A 16,168-nucleotide genomic window follows, 5' to 3' on the forward strand; every position below is an offset into this window, starting at 1 on the left:
CGCACCGGATTACCTCGTCCGTGTCGATGGTGAAAGGAATTCGACACGACGAAGCCCCCGGCGCCATGGGGCTCTTTGTCTCTATGGGGTCTGTGGCGCGGTCCCCGGCGAGGCCGGAGTCTCCTGAACGTCGGGCGGGCTGGGCTCGATCTCGGCCGACGGCGGCTCTTCTTCCTTGACCACCGGCGGCGGCGCCGTGGTTGCTTCCTTCGTCGGCAGGCTCGCGACGGTCGTCGGCGGCTTCACGTCGGCCGTCTCGGCCGGTTTTGTCGGAGCCACCGTCGCGGGCGTTGTCGCCGGGTCGGGAACGGCCACCACCAGTGCGGCTTCGCCCGGAGCAACCGTGGCCGGAGCGCCGGGGAAGTCCAGCGGGTCGCTGCGGTCGCTCTCCGGGCCGACCCAGGCGTGGAACTTCGGGGTGACCGTCCACTTCCACTTGCCGCCCGCGACTTCGGCGGCCTTGAACTTCACCGACTGCGAGTTCTTGCTCGTGCCGGTGACCTCATGGACCACGTCGGGCAGCGGAGGCTTGTTGACGCTGTGCGCGGTGATGACGTAGGCGGTCATGTCGGCGCCCTGCGCGATCTCCTGGGTGCTCCAGCTGACGACCGCGGCCTTGCCGTCCTTCTCCACGCTCGGCGTCACGCCTTGCGGCATCGTCGCCGCCCGAGCCTTGACCGACGCCGACACGGGGATCGCCCACTCCGCTTGAGCGGCGACAGTGCCGGCCGCGACAAGACCGGCGGTGACGACCGCGAAGACGACCTTACGTTGGGCGTTCATCGGGCCGCCTGCGATCCGGTCGCCGACAGGACGATGGAGAACCGCGTGCTGGAGCACTTCGGTGAGACGTTCTTCGGCATGGTCACCGGGACCGCCCCATCGAGTTTGGCCCGCGCGTGAGCCTTGACCGTCACCGGCAGGACGCCGTCATAGCCGCCGATGTTCAGGTTGGCCGAGGTGGCCGGGCATTCACGGCGCGACGACGACTTGAGTCGGCCGTCCAGGCTGCGAAGGCGGATGGGGTGCTCCAACTTGTTGACCACCGTCACGCTGATCCGTCGCCGCGCGCCCGGGAAGAGGCCCGTCAGCGAGCCGCCTTCGAGCTCGAAGCTGAGCTTTCCGTAGCTCTGTCCGTGCGCGGAAAGGACCATCTCTTCCGTGGCCCCGCTACGACAACCGGACAGGGCGGTCGAGGCAACAGCACCGATCACCAGGGTCGCCACGACATCACGCCAGCTTCTCATCATCGTCTCTATCTGCAGAAGCAAAGACGGTCAGGCCGGGTTGGCCCGCCCTGACCGCCAAGATCACGAGCGGCCGCCACCATTAGCGGCCGGCGCCTGCCCAATCTCGCCGCCCAGGACGGCGGAAACGGTGAAGACCGCGCCGGCGCAAGCCGGGTCAGCCGTCTGCGCCATCGTCATGGAACCCAAGTTCACGTTGCTCGCCGTGCTATGCGCCGGGACCGTCGCGTCCGGGAAGTCGGCGAACGAGAGGTCAGCCTCGGCCGCGCCACATGCGGCCTTGGTCGAGGTCAGGGTGAAGCTGGTGACGTTGTTGATCTGAACCGGGTAGTCGTTGTTGTTGACAACACTCGGAGCCGTAACGGCGATGGTCTTGCCGGGGAAGAGGCGAGTGGAGTCGGAGCTGCCGATGTTGATCGACGCGGTGACGGGCTGGATCGTGGAAGACGTGGCGACGACCGTGCCGGAACCGTTGAACCAGCCGGCCGCGTAGGCGAATGCGGCACCGCCGGCACCCACAGCGATGACCGACGCGGCGACAACGGCAGCGGCCCGCTTGGTGATCTTGCGCATCTGAGTTCCTCCAGGAACCGGGTTCGTGCTTCCCGCGAACGCAGCGGGAAGCTGGCGTTTCGGTGCACTCGCTTGTTGGTGTTCGCCGACCCGGTGATCGGTGCGGCGCTGCGACAAAGATGGCGGAATTCCCGATGCGCTGGCGATAGTGCTTCCGTTTGCCCTGTGGCAAACGTGGGTTGGATGGTCCGCTCCACACGGCTTAGCCCGGCCGGGTGAAGACCCATCGGCCGGGCTGGTGAAGATCGATTCCCGGGCAGGCCGCACGAGCCCAACCACAGACCTGCTGGCTGGGGAAACGCACGGCTATCAGGTTTGGCCGCCACTCTCAACACGAGGCGGCTGGGAAGATCATGGGAACACCACGAAAATGGGGTTCGGCGTTAGCTTTGTGTGAAGCGATCACGGCGAAAGTCGAACAGATCAAAGGGACGCGACACGCCAAATTCTCTGCTTGCTCCCTAATGGGGTAAGCCGGAACGGCGGCCGCGTCCCCTGAAAGATGCTTCGCGCGAACGCTTCTGTCAGGCGGGAGGCAGCCAGGCGTTGGTGTCGGGGTTGCCTCCGGTACGACCCTTCTCGCCCTTGTCCAGGGACGTGATGGCCGCCATGTCGGCTGTGGCGAGTTCGAAGTCGAAGATCGCGGCGTTCTCGCGTACCCGTGACTCGGTCTTGCTCTTGGGGAAGATGATGTCGCCGCGCTGGATGTGCCAGCGGAGGACGACCTGGGCCGGCGTGCGGGACACCTCGCGGGCGATGGACTCGATGGTCGGGTCGGTCAGGACCTCGCCCTGGGCGATCGGCGAGTAGGCCTCGGTGGCGATCTCGTTCTCGGCGCCGTACCCGCGGGTCTCGTCGTTGGTGAAGTAGGGGTGCACCTCGATCTGGTTGACCGCGGGGCGGATGTCGGTCTCCGCGCGCAGGCGGCGCAGGTGGTGCGGGGTGAAGTTGGAGACGCCGATCGAGCGGGCGCGGCCCTCGCGGTAGAACTCCTCGAGCGTGCGCCAGGTCTGCACGAAGTCGCCGTCGTAGAGGGTCGGCAGCGGCCAGTGGATCAGGAACAGGTCGACGTAGTCGGTGCCGAGCGCGCTCAGCGTGCCGTCGAAGGCCCGGCGCGCGTCGTCCGGCCGGTGGGCCGCGTTGCTCAGCTTGCTGGTGATGAAGAAGTCGGCCCGGTCCTGGTCGGCCGCGTCGATCGCCTCGCCGACGCCCTTCTCGTTGCGGTACATCTGTGCGGTGTCGAAGTGCCGGTAGCCGGCGTCGATCGCCATCGTGACCGCGTCGCGGGTCTCGTCGGGTGGCACCTGGAACACCCCGAACCCGAGCTGTGGGATGGTGCGGCCGTCGTTCAGGGTGATGGTCGGGATGTCAGTGGTCATGTTCTCCGTCTACCCGAATCGGGGACGGACGCACCGGGAATCGGTAAGACTCGGGTGCATGCCGAGGCGCCGGGACGTGCTCCTCCGGGTGGCCAACGTCAACCCGGACAGCGTGAACACCCACTCCGACCGGGTCCTCTACAGCGCGATCGGCGTGTTTGTGCTGCTCTACTTCGTGTACGCGACGGTCGGCGGGGCGGCGTTCGTGGACGCCAGCGCCAACTACACGCACCCGTGGTGGCAGTGGCTGGTCGGGCCGCTGGTGGCGGTCGGCGTGGTGGCCTACGACCGCGCGGTGGTCGGCCGGGTGTCGATCAGCTACCAGAACCTCGACTCGGCCGACCCGCGCCACCTGTTGAAGCGGCCGACGATCGGGCTCTACCTGGGCCGGGTCGGGCTGGCGCTGCTGTTCGCGGTGATCATCACCGAGCCGCTGATGCTGGCGCGCTACCGGGGCGAGATCGACGCGCATCTGAACCGGGTGCACAACGAGCAGATCCTGGCGATGTCGTCGTCGGGTGCGCTCGGGGCGTACGACCAGCGGCTGGCCTCGCTGCGGCAGCGCGCCGCCGAGGACGACGCGGCGGTGGCGAAGCTGACCGTGCAGGCGGTCGCGAAGCGCCGCGACGCCCGGGCGCTGTACCGGCAGGCCCTGGCGGATTCCGAGGGCGACGGGATCTCGCGCAAGGCGGGTTGCCCGGCCGGCGGGGACTGCGACACCCTGGTACGCCGGTCCCGCGCCCTGGACGATCAGGCGGCGGCCCTGGACAAGCAAGCGGCCTCGCTCCGGGTGAGCCAGCAACCGGGCCGGGACGCGCGTACCGAAGAATTGGTCTCGCTCACCCGCCTGATCGCCGACCAGCGTGAGCGGAACGCGGCCGCGATCCGGGCCGACGCCGGCTTCGGCGCCCGCACCAAGGCGATGGCCCACCTGGTGACCAGCGACTTCTGGGGCATCGGCGTGTTCTACCTGGGGATCGCGCTGCTCCTGGTCGCCCTGGACTGCGCGGCGGTGGGGCTCAAATTCGTCTCCCGGGGCAACGCGTACGAGCGGGCCGAGGCCCGCCTGGCCCGCGAGCGCGAGCACGCTGCGTTGATCGCCTACGAGCGTGGGGTCGCCGATGCGCGGGTGTACGGCGAGGCCACGATGCGCGTGGTGGCCGGCGGCGTGGACGCGGCCACCCGGGACGAACAGCTCAACGAGATGGCCACCGAGCGGGCGCGATCAGTGCTCCGCGACAATGTGGCGGCTTATAAGCCTCGATACCGCCACATGTCGACACAGCCCGAACGTCCGGTCGAACGTCTGGCGAATCAGAACCCCGTGCGGACTTAACGCAAGTTGCATCAAGGCGCTACTATATGCTCCGGCGCATCGCCTGCCCACGCTCTGTTGAACGGCGGTCTGACCGCTCTGGCGAGCTGCGCCGTGCTGACGGGCCCCTGATTCAGGGGCCCGTTTTCGCAGCTCTGGCCCGATCTGTGCCACCCTCGTCCACCGGCCGGAAGGTGCCACCCGAGATGTCACGGAACGGTCACAACATCAACCGAGAGTGATCACGTAGTTTCTGATCCTAATCGGACAACGGCTCGGTGTGCACGGCCGTCGGCTCGGTGATCGTGACCCGGACGACGACCGAGGCCTGCACGGTCTGCACCGCCGGGTCGAGTTCAAGCTCCAGATCGGCCGACTCGGCCTTGGCCGCGAACGCCAAACTCCGGTGCATCATCGGCTGAACCCCGCCGGCGCCCTCGTCAGCGATCTCGACCAGCCGGTCCACCCGAGCGCCGACCGCCGCCGCATACTCCCGCGCCCGCTGCAACGCATCCGCCACCGCCTCGGCCCGCACATCGGCGCCGGCCCGGCTCCCGGGCTTGAGCTGCCACCAGGGCCCCGACACGCTGGCCGACTCCAGCCGCCCCAGCCGCAGCAGCAGATCACCGAGCGCCGCGAAGTCGGTCACGGTCACCGTCGTCGTGGCCGCCCCTTGAAACGCGACCACCTTGCCACCGCCACGCTTGAGCTCCGGATGAATCTGCACGCTGCCCGACTCACGCCGCTCAATCGCCTCGCCGACGTCATCCAAGTAACTCCGCAGCTCAGCGGCTCGCTCGGTCAGCCGCTGCAACACAACTTCCCGGCTGCTCTCCCGCGCCGACACGATCACCGACACCACCGCCTGCTCCGGCGGCACCTCCCGCATCGCTTCGCCCCGAACCGTCACGGTCGCCTGGTCGCCCGCTCTCTCCGCCATCCCCCGAACCTACCGGGGCTCCTTCTTCCCCACGCCAAGGCCGTCTTCTACCAGCAAAGGCCGTCTTCTACCAGCAAAGGCCAAACCCGGTATGAGTACGTGCACAGCAAAGCCCTGTCATCGAGGCGGGCCAGGAGATCCAAGCTCTCCGCGCCCCGCCGCCGGGTCGTCCCGGCCGGTCCCGCCTCTGTCCCGGTCGTAGCCCGTCGATCGGCTTGGAACAAATGACATCCCCGCCGCCGGACCGGCCGGCTCTGCTCACGAGTCGCGGGCTCGGGCGCGAACCCGGTGACGGGTCTTGTCAGCTACGTCGCCGGGGCGGGGTCTCGTCAGCTACGTCGCCGGGGCGGGGTCTGTGAAGGCGACGGCCGGGCCGGTCACGTGCGGGAGCGGCGGACCGCCATCGTGACCGCGCCGCCCGCGATGATCAGCAGGAGCACACCCGCGGCGATGAAGACCAGGGGCGGGATGCCGCCCTCGTCGGTGTCGCTTGACTGCACGGGCGGGGCCGCGGCGGGAGCGCCGGCGGGTGGGGACGCTGGCGACGACGACGCGGGCTGGGGGGCGGTCAGGGCCTTGACCAGGTCTATCTCGCCGTGGCCGTAGAAGTCGTCTCGGCCTTTGTCGCCCTTGTCGTCGGCGGTTCCGGTCAGGCGGTCGACCACCTGCTGGGCCTTCAGGTCGGGGTATTTGGCCCGGATCAGGGCCGCCGCGCCGGAGACCACGGCGGCTGAGTTGCTGCTGCCGAAGCCGTTGCGGTAGGAGCCGGCCACGCCGGCCTGTTCGATGTCGACGCCGGGGGCGACCAGGTCGACCTGGGCGCCGTGCTGGGAGAACTTGGCCACCTTGCCGTCCCGGCCGATCGCGCCGACGCCGATCACCTCGGGGTAGGCGCCTGGGTAGTCGGGGGCGTTGCCCTTGTCGCCGGTGTTGCCGACGGACGACACCAGGACGACGTCGGCCTCGGCGGCCTCGCGGATCGCCGAGTGCAGGGTTTCCGAGTCGGGCAGGCCGAAGGACATGTTGATGACCTGGGCGCCGTTCCGCACCGCCCAGCGGATGCCGTCAGCGGCGAACTCGGGGTCGGTGGCGGGGCGGATCGGCAGGATCTTGGCGGCGGGGGCGATGCCGACCAGGCCGCGGGTGCCGCGCCCGCGGGCCGCGATGATGCCGGCCATGCCGGTGCCGTGGCCCTCGGTGTCGGCGTTGCCCTTGGCGCCGGGGCGGGTCGTGTTGTTGCCGGCCAGCACCGCGCCCTTCAGGTCGGGGTGCTTCGCGTCGACGCCGGTGTCGAGCACGGCCACCACCACGTCGGCGCCCTTGCTGATGCGCTGGGCTGCCGCCACGTTCAGGGTGTCGAGATACCACTGCTTGTCGCGGACCGAATCAGCCCGGGCCGGCGCCGGACCGGCCAGGACCAGCGCCGCCGCGGCCAGGGCGGCGCCGGGCCGGCGTACCGAACGAATCACCCGCGGTAGCCGCCGATCACGTTCGGGCCGGGGTCGTGGCGCGGGGTGCCGGTCTCCGGCTTGATCACCGGCGCCACCCCGGACTCGACCTCCCACGGGTTGTCGGGGTCGAAGCGCTTGCCCTCGGGCCCGTCCTCCTCGCGGTGGCCGCGGCGGGAGCCGGACAGCGCGTTCTGCGACGACACGTTCCGGCCGCCGTTCGGCTCGTCGGGCGGCAACCAGGACGGGCGCGGCGGCTTCTGACCGGTGCGGGCGCCGGCCGCCGTGCTGCGACCGACGTTGCCCGCCGGCAGGTTGCCGGCCCGACCCGCTCCCCCACCGCTGCGGCCGACGTTCTCGCCGATCACCGCGCCGGAGGGCAGCGCGCCACGGCCACCGCCGCGGCCCACGCTCTGGAAGTTCGTCGACATCGGCGGCTTGGTGCCGCCGGTGGTGGGGCCGGAGCCGGAGATCGACGGCGGCACGCCACCGGGAAGCGGCCCGGGCAGGAGCGGCGGCGGGCCCGGCGGGAGCGGCTGGCCGATGATCGGCGGCACACCGGGCGGCGGAGGCGGCGGAGGCGGGGCGATCGGCGGCGGACCGGGCAGGGGCGTGACGCCGGCGAGGTCGGGGCCGCCGCCACCGGGCCCACCGGAACCGCCGCCCACGCCAGAGCCACCACCGCCACCGGGGCCGGAGCCCGAGCCGGAACCGCCGCTCGGATCAATGGGATCCATGCCCGGCATCGGCGGCACCGGGTCATGTGGCACCGGAATATCCGAATGGCCGGAACCGGAACCGGAACCGGAGCCGGAACTGCCGCCCGACGAACCGACCGAGCCGGAACCGCCGCCGCTGCCGACCGGGCTGAAGCGCGTGTTCCCGTCGCCCGCGGTGTTCTCGCGAGGCGGCGTGTAGCCGGACTTGGCGGTCGGGTCCATCTTGTATTCGTCGGGCACCTTGATCGACGGCACGTTCTGCTCGACGACCTGCTCGGCCTGGATCATGACCCGGCGGGCCTTCTCGTCGATCTCGTCCTCGGCGTTGTCGAACCAGCCGGGGACCCAGTCGTCGTTCTTCTCCCGATATTCGTCGTACAGCGGCTGCATCTGGTTCTTCGCCTGACGCAGCGCCTCGAGGATGTTGGCCAGCCCGTCGGCGGTGGCGTCGGCGTCCTGCCGGGCACCATCCATCTTGCTGAGCAGGTTGTCGAGCTCGTTGACGAACGCGTCGGCCGACAGGTTCTGTTCCGGCGGCCAGGCGGCGATCAGCGCCTCCTTGGCCGCGAGCAGGCGGCTGCGGTGGTCTTTCACCGCCGTGGCGATGTCACCCCAGGTGGCGACCTGGCGCCAGGCGTCGGGGTCGTCTTCCTCGGCCACCATCGCCCACAGGCGGGGAGTGTTGAACGAGCCCCAGGCCGTACACCAGCTCGAGGTCAGCGGCGCGTCGCTCACACTGCCCCCTCGATGCCCTTGAACTGCTCGAACGCCTTACGGTGGGCCTCGTCGGTGGCCGAGCGCAACATCGCGTTGACCCGTGCGGCGGCCTCGGCGTTGTTGGCGTCGACGGCGTCGAACTCGCGGGCCACGATCTCGGCCGCGGCGGCCATGATGCCGGCGGCCTCGACGTAGGCGTTCAGATTGCGGATGTGGGTGCTCATCGCCTGGGAATAGCGGGTCTTCGCCGCGTGCACGGCGCCGCTCGCGTTCTTCTGCCCGAAGTTGACGCCGGACAGCGTCGTCGCCGCGCGGCTCACCGCCGGACGGAACACCTCGTCGGCCTCGAACCGCACGTCCTTGGCGAAGTTGTTGAGTTCGCCGGTCTCCACATTGATGGAGGGATCACTCATCGCTGCCTCCCCGTGATCGCCGTCTAGCTGGCAACGCATCGAGGGTAACCGCAGCGTGGAAGGTGTGGGTACCCGTGCCGGGCCCACTGTGGATAACCCGGTGGATCAGGGGGCGAGACGTTCCGCGGCGGCGGCGACCCGCTCGTCCGAGGCGGTCAGCGCGACCCGCACGTGACGGGCACCGGCCGGGCCGTAGAACGCCCCAGGAGCTGCGAGAACGCCCCGCTCGGCGAGCCACTGCACGGTCGCCCAGCAGTCTTCGTCCCGGGTCGACCAGAGGTAGAGCCCGGCCTCGGAATGATCGATGCGGAATCCCGCACCGAGCAGCGCCTCGCGCAGGATCACCCGGCGGGATGAGTACCGGGCGCGCTGCTCGGCCACGTGGTCTTCGTCGCCGAGACCGGCCACCATCGCGGCCTGGACCGGCGCCGGCATGATCATTCCGGCGTGTTTGCGGACCGCGAGCAGCTCGCCGACCAGCGCCGGGTCGCCGGCCACGAACCCGGCGCGGTAACCGGCCAGGTTGGACCGCTTGGAGAGCGAGTGCACGGCCAGCAGCCCGGTGACGTCGCCGTCACACACCTCGTCGGCCAGGATCGACACCGGCACGGTTTCCCAGCCCAGCGTCAGGTAGCACTCGTCGCTGACCACGGTCACGCCGCGCTCACGCGCCCAGGCGACCACCTTGCGCAGGTGGGCGACGGGCAGCACCTTGCCGGTCGGGTTCGACGGCGAATTGATCCAGAGCAGGCGTACGCGCGGATCGGGTCCTAGGGCGGTCAGCGAGTCGGCCCGGACCGCCGTGGCCCCGGAGAGCTGCACACCCACCTCGTACGTCGGGTAGCAGACCTCCGGAATGGCCACCACGTCGCCGGGGCCGAGGCCGAGCAGGGTCGGCAGCCACCCGACCAGCTCCTTGGAGCCGATCGTGGGCAGCACGCCGACCGGCGCCGTGGTGGCACACGAACGGCGTACCCAGGAAGCCATCGCCTCCCGCAGCGCCGGCGTGCCGGCGGTCTGCGGGTAACCCGGCGCATCCGACGCCCCGGCCAGCGCGGCCCGGATCGCCGGCGGCACCGGGTCGACCGGCGTGCCGATGGAGAGGTCGACGAGGCCGCCGGGATGTGCGGAAGCGACCTTCTTGGCCGGCTCGAGCAGGTCCCAGGGGAAATCCGGCAGCTTCGACGACAGCGGCAAGGTCAGTGCTCGCCGTTCAGGCCGGCCGGCTGGGCGGCCACGAACGTCGCGTCCTTCTCGACCTTGCCGGTCTTCGAGGCGCCACCGGGCGAGCCCAGGTCCTCGAAGAACTCGTAGTTGGCGTTGGTGTAGTCCTTCCACTGCTCCGGGACGTCATCTTCGTAGAAGATGGCCTCCACCGGGCAGACCGGTTCACAGGCGCCGCAATCCACGCACTCATCGGGGTGGATGTAGAGCATCCGATTGCCCTCGTAGATGCAGTCGACGGGGCACTCTTCGATGCACGCCTTGTCGAGCACATCGACGCAGGGCTCAGCGATGATGTAGGTCACGGCAGTGATTTCCCTTCTGGCCCTTCGGCAACCCAGCCGCGGGCGATGCGGCAGCAATGCAAAGCCTAGTATCTCGCCGGAGGGAGGTCGCGCGTGCTCCGACGGCAGGATGTGGGACACCGGGTGGTGGTGCGCCGAATTGTAGGCGTTTCTGCCGATAGGACGCTGTTCTCCGACGCCCTCGGGGAGCTTGTGGACCTGACCGAGACGGATCTCACCATTGCGACCGCCCAGGGCACCGTACGCGTACCCCTGCACGAGGTCCACCGGGCCAAGCGCGTGCCCGCCGCACGCCGCCCGCCGGCCGCCGACGTCATCGGGCTGGAACTCGCCGCGAACGACGCCTGGCCCGCTCCGGTGCAGGCCAGGCTGGGCAGCTGGATCCTGCGGGCGGCCGACAACTGGACCGGGCGGGCCAACTCGGCGCTGGCCGTCGGCGACCCCGACCGGACCCTGGAGGAGGCCATCGACGCGGTCGTGCGGTGGTACGCCGACCACGGCCAGCGGGCGCTGATCAACGCGCCGATGCCGCTGGCGTCGCCGGTGAACGCCGCCCTCGACGAGCGCGGGTGGTCGGCGCGGCCGCTCACGCTGGTGCAGACCGCCACGCTGGCCCGGCTGCTGACCGATCCGGTGCGCCTCGATCTGCCGCCGGTCGCGCTGGCCGACAGCCCGTCCGACGACTGGTACGCGATGGTCGCCGACCACAAGGGCACGTTGCCGACGGCGGCGAAACGCGTGCTCACGGGCGTACCCGAAACGGTTTTCGCCCAGGTCCGGGACGCTCAGGGTGACCTTCTCGCGGTCGCACGGGGAACCGTGACCGGCGTGCAGCGCTGGCACGGCGTGGCGCTGCTGCAGACCGCGCCCACCGCCCGACGCACCGGCCTGGCCGCGCATGTCGTCCGCGCGATGGCCCAGTGGGCCGCCCAGCACGGCGCGACCAAGGCCTACCTGCAGGTCGAGGAGCGCAACGCCGCGGCCGTCGCCCTGTACGGCAAGCTCGGCTTCGCGACCCACCACACCTACCTCACCCGCGAGGAACCGGTTTAGGCTTACTTGAGACTTCAAGGAGCCCCGTCATGACCCGACCCGCCGGCGCCTACGACGCCCTGCTCGCCCGCGTCCTGCCCCAAGCCCGTGACCAGCGCGTCTGGGAGCCCGCCGACGGCCCGCTGCCGGCGCTGTTCGTCAGCCACGGCGCCCCGCCCACCCTCGACGACCCGCAGTGGCTCGACGACCTGCACGCCTGGGGCCGCTCGATGCCGAAACCGCGCGCGATCGTCGTGGTCTCGGCCCACTGGGAGAACGCCCCCGTCACGATCTGCGGCGCCGCGGCCGGCACCCCGCTCTACTACGACTTCGGCGGCTTCCACCAGCGCTACTACACGTTGCCGTACGCCACCCCCGACGCCACCGACCTGGCCCGCCGCGTGGCCAGCACGCTTGGCCCGGTCCACCACGACCCCGGCCGCGGCCTCGACCACGGCGCCTTCATCCCGCTGATGGCCATGTATCCCGCCGCCGACGTCCCGGTCGTGCAGGTGTCGATGCCCAGCCTCGACCCGTCGGCGCTGCTCACCCTCGGCCGCCGCCTGCGGGCGCTGCGCGACGAGGGCGTCCTGGTGATCGGCTCGGGCTTCATGACGCACAGCTTCGCCGCCATGCGGAATCCGGCGCTGGCCGGTTACACCCGGGCCTTCGACGAGTGGGCCGACGACGCTCTCACCCGCGGCGACGTCGACACGCTGGCCGACTTCCAGGCCAAGGCGCCGGCCGCGCACATCTCCCACCCGACGGCCGACCACTACGTGCCGTTGCTGCTCACGCTGGGCGCGGCCGACGATCCGGCCACGGCGACGTCGACGATCGCCAGCACCCGCCACAACAACTCCATCCGCTCCATCCAGGTGCGCTGACGATCAAGATCAAACGCCGGTCGTAGCGGGGTGGGTGGTACAGACCGCTGCTCCCGATCCTCTCTTCTTGCAGATCAAGAGCCTCGTGTCGTAGCGGGGTGGGTGGTGCTGACCGCTGCTCCCGCCGAGGCCGGTCCGGGCGGCCGCACGCTTCGCTTCCGCGGCCGCCCTCCCTGCGACGTGCGTGAGTAGGCGCGCCCGCCGCTAACGCGGCCCTACCACTGCCCAGACCATCGCCGCCGCGCCCGAGCGCGGCCGGCCCGCGTGGAGATCGGCGACGAACCGGTCCAGCAGCGTTCTGTGCCTCGCGGCCTCGTCGTCGGTGACGACGCGGCCGAGGTGGTGCTCGATGACGTCGCCGACCGACGAGGAGATCGCGGCCCGGATCGAGGTGCGGTTGCTGCGGCAGGAGGTGAGTTCGCCGAGCCCGACCCGCCGATGGTCTACACCGAGAACGCGAGTGGCGGCCTGTTCCTGGAGGCCGAACAAGACGTCGTCCGCTACCGCGATCACTTCCACCGGCTGACCGCCCAGGCTGTGAGCATCGAGATGTCGAAGCAAATCATCGAGGAGGCGGCGTAGATGGATCTCCCGGACGCCAAGTGGTTCAAGAGCACCCGCAGCGGGGCCAACGGAGACTGCGTTGAGGTCGCGTTTCTCGCCGGCGGTGAGGTGGCCGTGCGCGACTCGAAAGACCCCCACGGGCCGAAGCTGCGGTTCACCGCGGCCGAGTGGGCGGCCTTCGTCGGCGGCGCCAAGGACGGCGAGTTCGACAGCTAGCTCCGCCCGGTCAGGGCTGGGTGCGCTCGCATGTGGCCGGGGCCGGCCGGCCCGGCGCTGACCCACAGGGCCGGCGGCGTGACTGGGCACGGTGTGCCCACCCAAGGTCTACCCGCGCCGGGGGTGGGCGAGCGACCATGGACGCATGCGCGCCGACCTGGGGGAGTTTCTTCGCAAGTGCCGGGCCGACACCAGCCCGGAGGCGGCCGGCGTCCTCGGTCCGCAGCCGGGCCGGCGCGTCCGGGGGCTGCGCCGGGAAGAGGTGGCGCTGCTCGCGGGGGTGAGCGTCGACTACTACACCCGGCTGGAGCAGGGGCGGCACGCCAGCCCGTCCGAGGCGGTGCTCGACGCGCTGGGGCGGGTGTTCCGGCTCGACGCCGCCGGCCGTGCGCATCTGGGCGACCTGGCCCGCCCGGTCCGGCGCGGGGCCGAGCAGGTGCCGCCGCAGCGGGTGCGGCCGGCCATGCACCAGATGATCGCCTCGATGACCGACCACCCGGCCTTCATCGTCGGGCGCCGCACCGACGTGCTGGCGTCGAACAGCCTGGCCCGCGCCCTGATGACCGACTGGACGCGGCTGCCGCCGAAGCACCGCAACTACACCCGCTGGGTCTTCCTCGACCCGGCCGCGCGTGAGCTTTTCCTGGACTGGCCCACGGTCGCCGCCGAAGTGGTCGGCACGCTGCGGCTCTATGCGGGGCGGCACCCGGACGACGCCCGGCTGACCGAGCTGGTCGGCGAGCTGACGATCAAGAGCGCTGAGTTCCGTACGTGGTGGAACGGTCTTCAGGTCCATGAGCGCACCCATGGCACCAAGCGCATGACCCACCCGGCCGTCGGGCCGATCATGATCCGCTACGAGGCGCTGGCCCTGCCCGGCGACGAGGACCAGACCCTGTTCGTCTACACCACCGACCCGGGCAGCCAGTCGCACGACAACCTGCGCCTGCTGGCCCTGTGGGACTCGGGCGAGGTCGGGGAACGGGTCAACCGGTGAGGATCTGCTCCAGCTGGAGGACCGAGCGCTCCTGGTAGACGCCGCCGACCAGGTAGTGGCCTCGGAGGGCGTTGCTGTCCTGCTCGACCAGCAGGTACCACGGGATGCCGGCTTCGGCGTACCCGTGCATCTTGAGGGTGTGGTCGAGGGACGTGCTGACCGGTGAGACCACCTCGACCACCAGGTGCACGGCGGCGGCGTCGACGATCGGGTCGTCGATGTCGATCGGGCCGGTGACCACGATGTCGGGGACGACGATGCGCTGGTCGCTGAGCCGGACCGTGACGCCGACGAGGACGTTGAGGTCGCTCCGGCCGACCCGGAGCGCGCCGGCCAGCGCCTCGATGATCAGCTGGTGGCGGGGGCTCGGGCCGGGGCGGACGACCACGTTGCCGTCCCACATCTCGTTCATGCCAGCAGCTCCCGGATGAAGGTCAGTTCCGCGTCCAGACCGGCGCCGGCCGAGACCAGCAGCGCCGGGTGTGGCAGGTCGGGGGCGAGGGCGTGGTGGGCGTACATCTCGGGGGCGTCGGACGCGCGGCCCAGGTAGCGCTCGGCGAACGCGACCGGCACGTCGTGCCAGTCGGTGATCGGGTCGCGGGCCACGCCGCAGCGGACCTCCTCGGCGCGGCGGGTCACGGCCAGGCCGGCCAGCCAGCCGCCGAGTCCCGTGCCGTGCGCGGCCACCCGGGCCAGGTCGAGGTCGGGGTGCTTGCCGGTGAGGTCCTGGAGCGCGTCGAGGACGTCGCCGAGCACGACGTCGGCCAGCCGGCGATGCACCGCCTTCTCGAAGCTGGGCGCCACTCCGGGCGTACCCCTCGGATCGACGCTGACCACCGCGAAACCGCAACCCGCCCACCAGGCGCGCTCCTGCCACCCGGCCGCGTCCCGGGTCACCTGCTGCCGGCCGGGACCGTCACCGAAGGTGAGCAGCACCGGCAGCCGCGTCCCGTCCACGTGGTCGGGCGGGTAGAGGACGGCCGCGGGCAGGCGCCGGTCGGTCACGCGGGCCAGGATCGGCTGCGGAAAGTACGGCAGCGGCTCCGCGTACGACCGCAGCTGGTGCACGACCTCGTCGCCACGCCGCACCTCGTCGCCGATCACCAGCACGTCCCCGCCGACCGCGGCGGGCCGGGCCGGACCGAGCCGGGTGGCCGTGGCGCCGCCCCCGCCGAGCGACGCCCGCACCCGGAAGATGTCGCGGGTCGACGGGTCGCCCTCGGTCGCCTCGACGATCAGGTCGGCCCGCGGGACCACCCCGATCACCCGGCGGATGTAGAGCGTGGGCGGGGTGAGCAGGCTGCCGTCCGCGAACAGGCAGCGCGCGTCGAAGCCGTCGTGGGCCAGTTCGCCGCCGACCAGCACCCGGCCGTCCGGCAGATGTCGGGGTGTGCCGGGGATCGGCTCCACCCAGCGCGCGTCGGCCAGCTCGGCGTGCACCTGCGTCTCCCCGGTGCGTGGGTCGACCGACAGCACCAGCCCGTGCTGCTGGAGCCGGCGCAGCACGGTGATCAGCGGGGTGCCGCCGTCCGCCCACTGCACGTCGACCAGGTAGGGATAGGTCTCCCGGTCCCAGTGCACGTCGACCCAGCCGCCGTCCAGGTCGAGCAGGTGCAGGGAGACCGATCCGGCGGTACGGGTGGCGAGCACCTGGGCGCCGTCCGGCGACCACCACCAGCCCCGCCGCCGCCCGAACTCGCGCCCGGCCGGGTCGGTGACGCCCCACCGGACGCCGCCCGGGTCTCGCCAGGAGCTGCCCGCGGGCTCACCGGCCAGCAGCTCGTCGGTGCCGTCGGGCCCGGCGATGCGCAGGCAGTCGCCCGGAGTGACGTATCCGATGGACACCCCGGCCGGGTCGGGGCACGGGTCGATGACCGGCTCGGCGGTGGCCACCGCCTCGACGTCGCCGGTGCGCAGGTCGGCGCGGAACAGCCGGCCGTCGATCGCGTACGCGGCGACCGTGGCGTCTCGATCGGCGCCGAACCGCTCGACCGGGCCGGGTGCCACCTGCTGCTCCACGCCCCCGGCGACGTCGAGCACCCAGAGTGACGCGGCCGCGTCGAAGCGGCCGGCCGAGCGCCGGAACACCACGCGGGCGCCGTCGCCGCCGACGACCACGTCGTGCGGCGCGCCGTGCCGGAAGCCCCCCGTGCGCCCCGCGAGATCGGGAAAGTCCACGGCAACCAGCATCC

Annotated in this window: 18 protein-coding genes; 6 read left to right on the plus strand and 12 right to left on the minus strand. The window is 71.1% G+C overall.

Going from position 1 to position 16,168, the window contains the following annotated elements; translation table 11 throughout:
• Positions 1-81: 81 nt before the first annotated feature.
• The 4 genes from AB0M54_RS01930 to AB0M54_RS01945 form a co-directional block, all read right to left on the minus strand.
• Positions 82-783, minus strand: coding sequence for a hypothetical protein (locus AB0M54_RS01930; protein WP_364468624.1), 702 nt, complete (start codon positions 781-783; stop codon positions 82-84).
• Complete coding sequence (locus AB0M54_RS01935; protein WP_364468626.1) at positions 780-1,226, minus strand: hypothetical protein; 447 nt, start codon at positions 1,224-1,226, stop codon at positions 780-782. The genes AB0M54_RS01930 and AB0M54_RS01935 overlap by 4 nt, the downstream gene beginning before the upstream one ends.
• A gap of 84 nt (positions 1,227-1,310) precedes the next feature.
• Entirely contained in the window at positions 1,311-1,820 is a 510-nt protein-coding gene (locus AB0M54_RS01940; RefSeq protein WP_364468628.1) for a hypothetical protein, read from the minus strand.
• 524 nt (positions 1,821-2,344) lie between these two features.
• The gene (locus tag AB0M54_RS01945) at positions 2,345-3,199 is read right to left on the minus strand and encodes an aldo/keto reductase (protein ID WP_364468630.1); all 855 of its coding nucleotides are present in this window, start codon (positions 3,197-3,199) and stop codon (positions 2,345-2,347) included.
• 58 nt (positions 3,200-3,257) lie between these two features.
• Between AB0M54_RS01945 and AB0M54_RS01950 the strand changes: the two genes are divergently transcribed.
• Positions 3,258-4,535, plus strand: a complete 1,278-nt coding sequence (locus AB0M54_RS01950; RefSeq protein WP_364468632.1) for a DUF4407 domain-containing protein — start codon at positions 3,258-3,260, stop codon at positions 4,533-4,535.
• 238 nt (positions 4,536-4,773) lie between these two features.
• Here AB0M54_RS01950 and AB0M54_RS01955 read toward each other — a convergent pair whose 3' ends face one another.
• The 6 genes from AB0M54_RS01955 to fdxA form a co-directional block, all read right to left on the minus strand.
• Positions 4,774-5,454 carry an SIMPL domain-containing protein gene (locus AB0M54_RS01955; protein WP_364468634.1) on the minus strand — a complete coding sequence of 227 codons (681 nt, stop codon included), beginning with the start codon at positions 5,452-5,454 and terminating at the stop codon, positions 4,774-4,776.
• A 377-nt stretch (positions 5,455-5,831) separates the two neighbouring features.
• On the minus strand, positions 5,832-6,923 hold the full coding sequence (locus AB0M54_RS01960; protein WP_364468636.1) for a S8 family serine peptidase: 1,092 nt from the start codon (positions 6,921-6,923) through the stop codon (positions 5,832-5,834).
• Positions 6,920-8,356 (minus strand): WXG100 family type VII secretion target, encoded by a 1,437-nt coding sequence (locus AB0M54_RS01965; protein WP_364314329.1) that lies wholly within the window; start codon positions 8,354-8,356, stop codon positions 6,920-6,922. The genes AB0M54_RS01960 and AB0M54_RS01965 overlap by 4 nt, the downstream gene beginning before the upstream one ends.
• Complete coding sequence (locus tag AB0M54_RS01970; protein ID WP_364314326.1) at positions 8,353-8,751, minus strand: hypothetical protein; 399 nt, start codon at positions 8,749-8,751, stop codon at positions 8,353-8,355. Before AB0M54_RS01970 ends, AB0M54_RS01965 begins: the two co-directional genes overlap by 4 nt.
• A 105-nt stretch (positions 8,752-8,856) precedes the next feature.
• Positions 8,857-9,948, minus strand: coding sequence for a succinyldiaminopimelate transaminase (gene dapC / locus AB0M54_RS01975; RefSeq protein WP_364468638.1), 1,092 nt, complete (start codon positions 9,946-9,948; stop codon positions 8,857-8,859).
• Positions 9,949-9,950: 2 nt separating this feature from the next.
• A complete protein-coding gene (fdxA, locus tag AB0M54_RS01980) occupies positions 9,951-10,280 on the minus strand; it encodes a ferredoxin (protein WP_364314322.1) in 330 nt (109 codons plus the stop codon).
• A gap of 93 nt (positions 10,281-10,373) precedes the next feature.
• Here fdxA and AB0M54_RS01985 point away from each other — a divergent pair, with 93 nt between their 5' ends.
• The 5 genes from AB0M54_RS01985 to AB0M54_RS02005 all read left to right on the plus strand — a co-directional run bounded on the left by AB0M54_RS01985 (position 10,374) and on the right by AB0M54_RS02005 (position 13,976).
• Entirely contained in the window at positions 10,374-11,333 is a 960-nt protein-coding gene (locus tag AB0M54_RS01985) for a GNAT family N-acetyltransferase (RefSeq protein WP_364314320.1), read from the plus strand.
• A 29-nt stretch (positions 11,334-11,362) separates the two neighbouring features.
• Positions 11,363-12,199: a class III extradiol ring-cleavage dioxygenase gene (locus AB0M54_RS01990; protein WP_364468640.1), complete on the plus strand. Its 837-nt coding sequence runs from the start codon at positions 11,363-11,365 to the stop codon at positions 12,197-12,199.
• A gap of 264 nt (positions 12,200-12,463) precedes the next feature.
• Positions 12,464-12,781 (plus strand): Scr1 family TA system antitoxin-like transcriptional regulator, encoded by a 318-nt coding sequence (locus AB0M54_RS01995; RefSeq protein WP_364468642.1) that lies wholly within the window; start codon positions 12,464-12,466, stop codon positions 12,779-12,781.
• Positions 12,782-12,979, plus strand: a complete 198-nt coding sequence (locus tag AB0M54_RS02000) for a DUF397 domain-containing protein (protein WP_364468644.1) — start codon at positions 12,782-12,784, stop codon at positions 12,977-12,979. It abuts the gene before it with no gap.
• Between the two features lie 145 nt (positions 12,980-13,124).
• On the plus strand, positions 13,125-13,976 hold the full coding sequence (locus AB0M54_RS02005; RefSeq protein WP_364314311.1) for a helix-turn-helix transcriptional regulator: 852 nt from the start codon (positions 13,125-13,127) through the stop codon (positions 13,974-13,976).
• Here AB0M54_RS02005 and AB0M54_RS02010 read toward each other — a convergent pair.
• Entirely contained in the window at positions 13,966-14,388 is a 423-nt protein-coding gene (locus AB0M54_RS02010) for a Uma2 family endonuclease (protein ID WP_364314308.1), read from the minus strand. The two genes, AB0M54_RS02005 and AB0M54_RS02010, sit on opposite strands and share 11 nt — an antisense overlap.
• Positions 14,385-16,154, minus strand: coding sequence for a prolyl oligopeptidase family serine peptidase (locus AB0M54_RS02015; RefSeq protein ID WP_364468646.1), 1,770 nt, complete (start codon positions 16,152-16,154; stop codon positions 14,385-14,387). The genes AB0M54_RS02010 and AB0M54_RS02015 overlap by 4 nt, the downstream gene beginning before the upstream one ends.
• Positions 16,155-16,168 lie beyond the last annotated feature (14 nt).

Origin of the sequence: Actinoplanes sp. NPDC051470 (genome assembly GCF_040682035.1) — a bacterium.
Classification (GTDB): Bacteria; Actinomycetota; Actinomycetes; order Mycobacteriales; family Micromonosporaceae; genus Actinoplanes.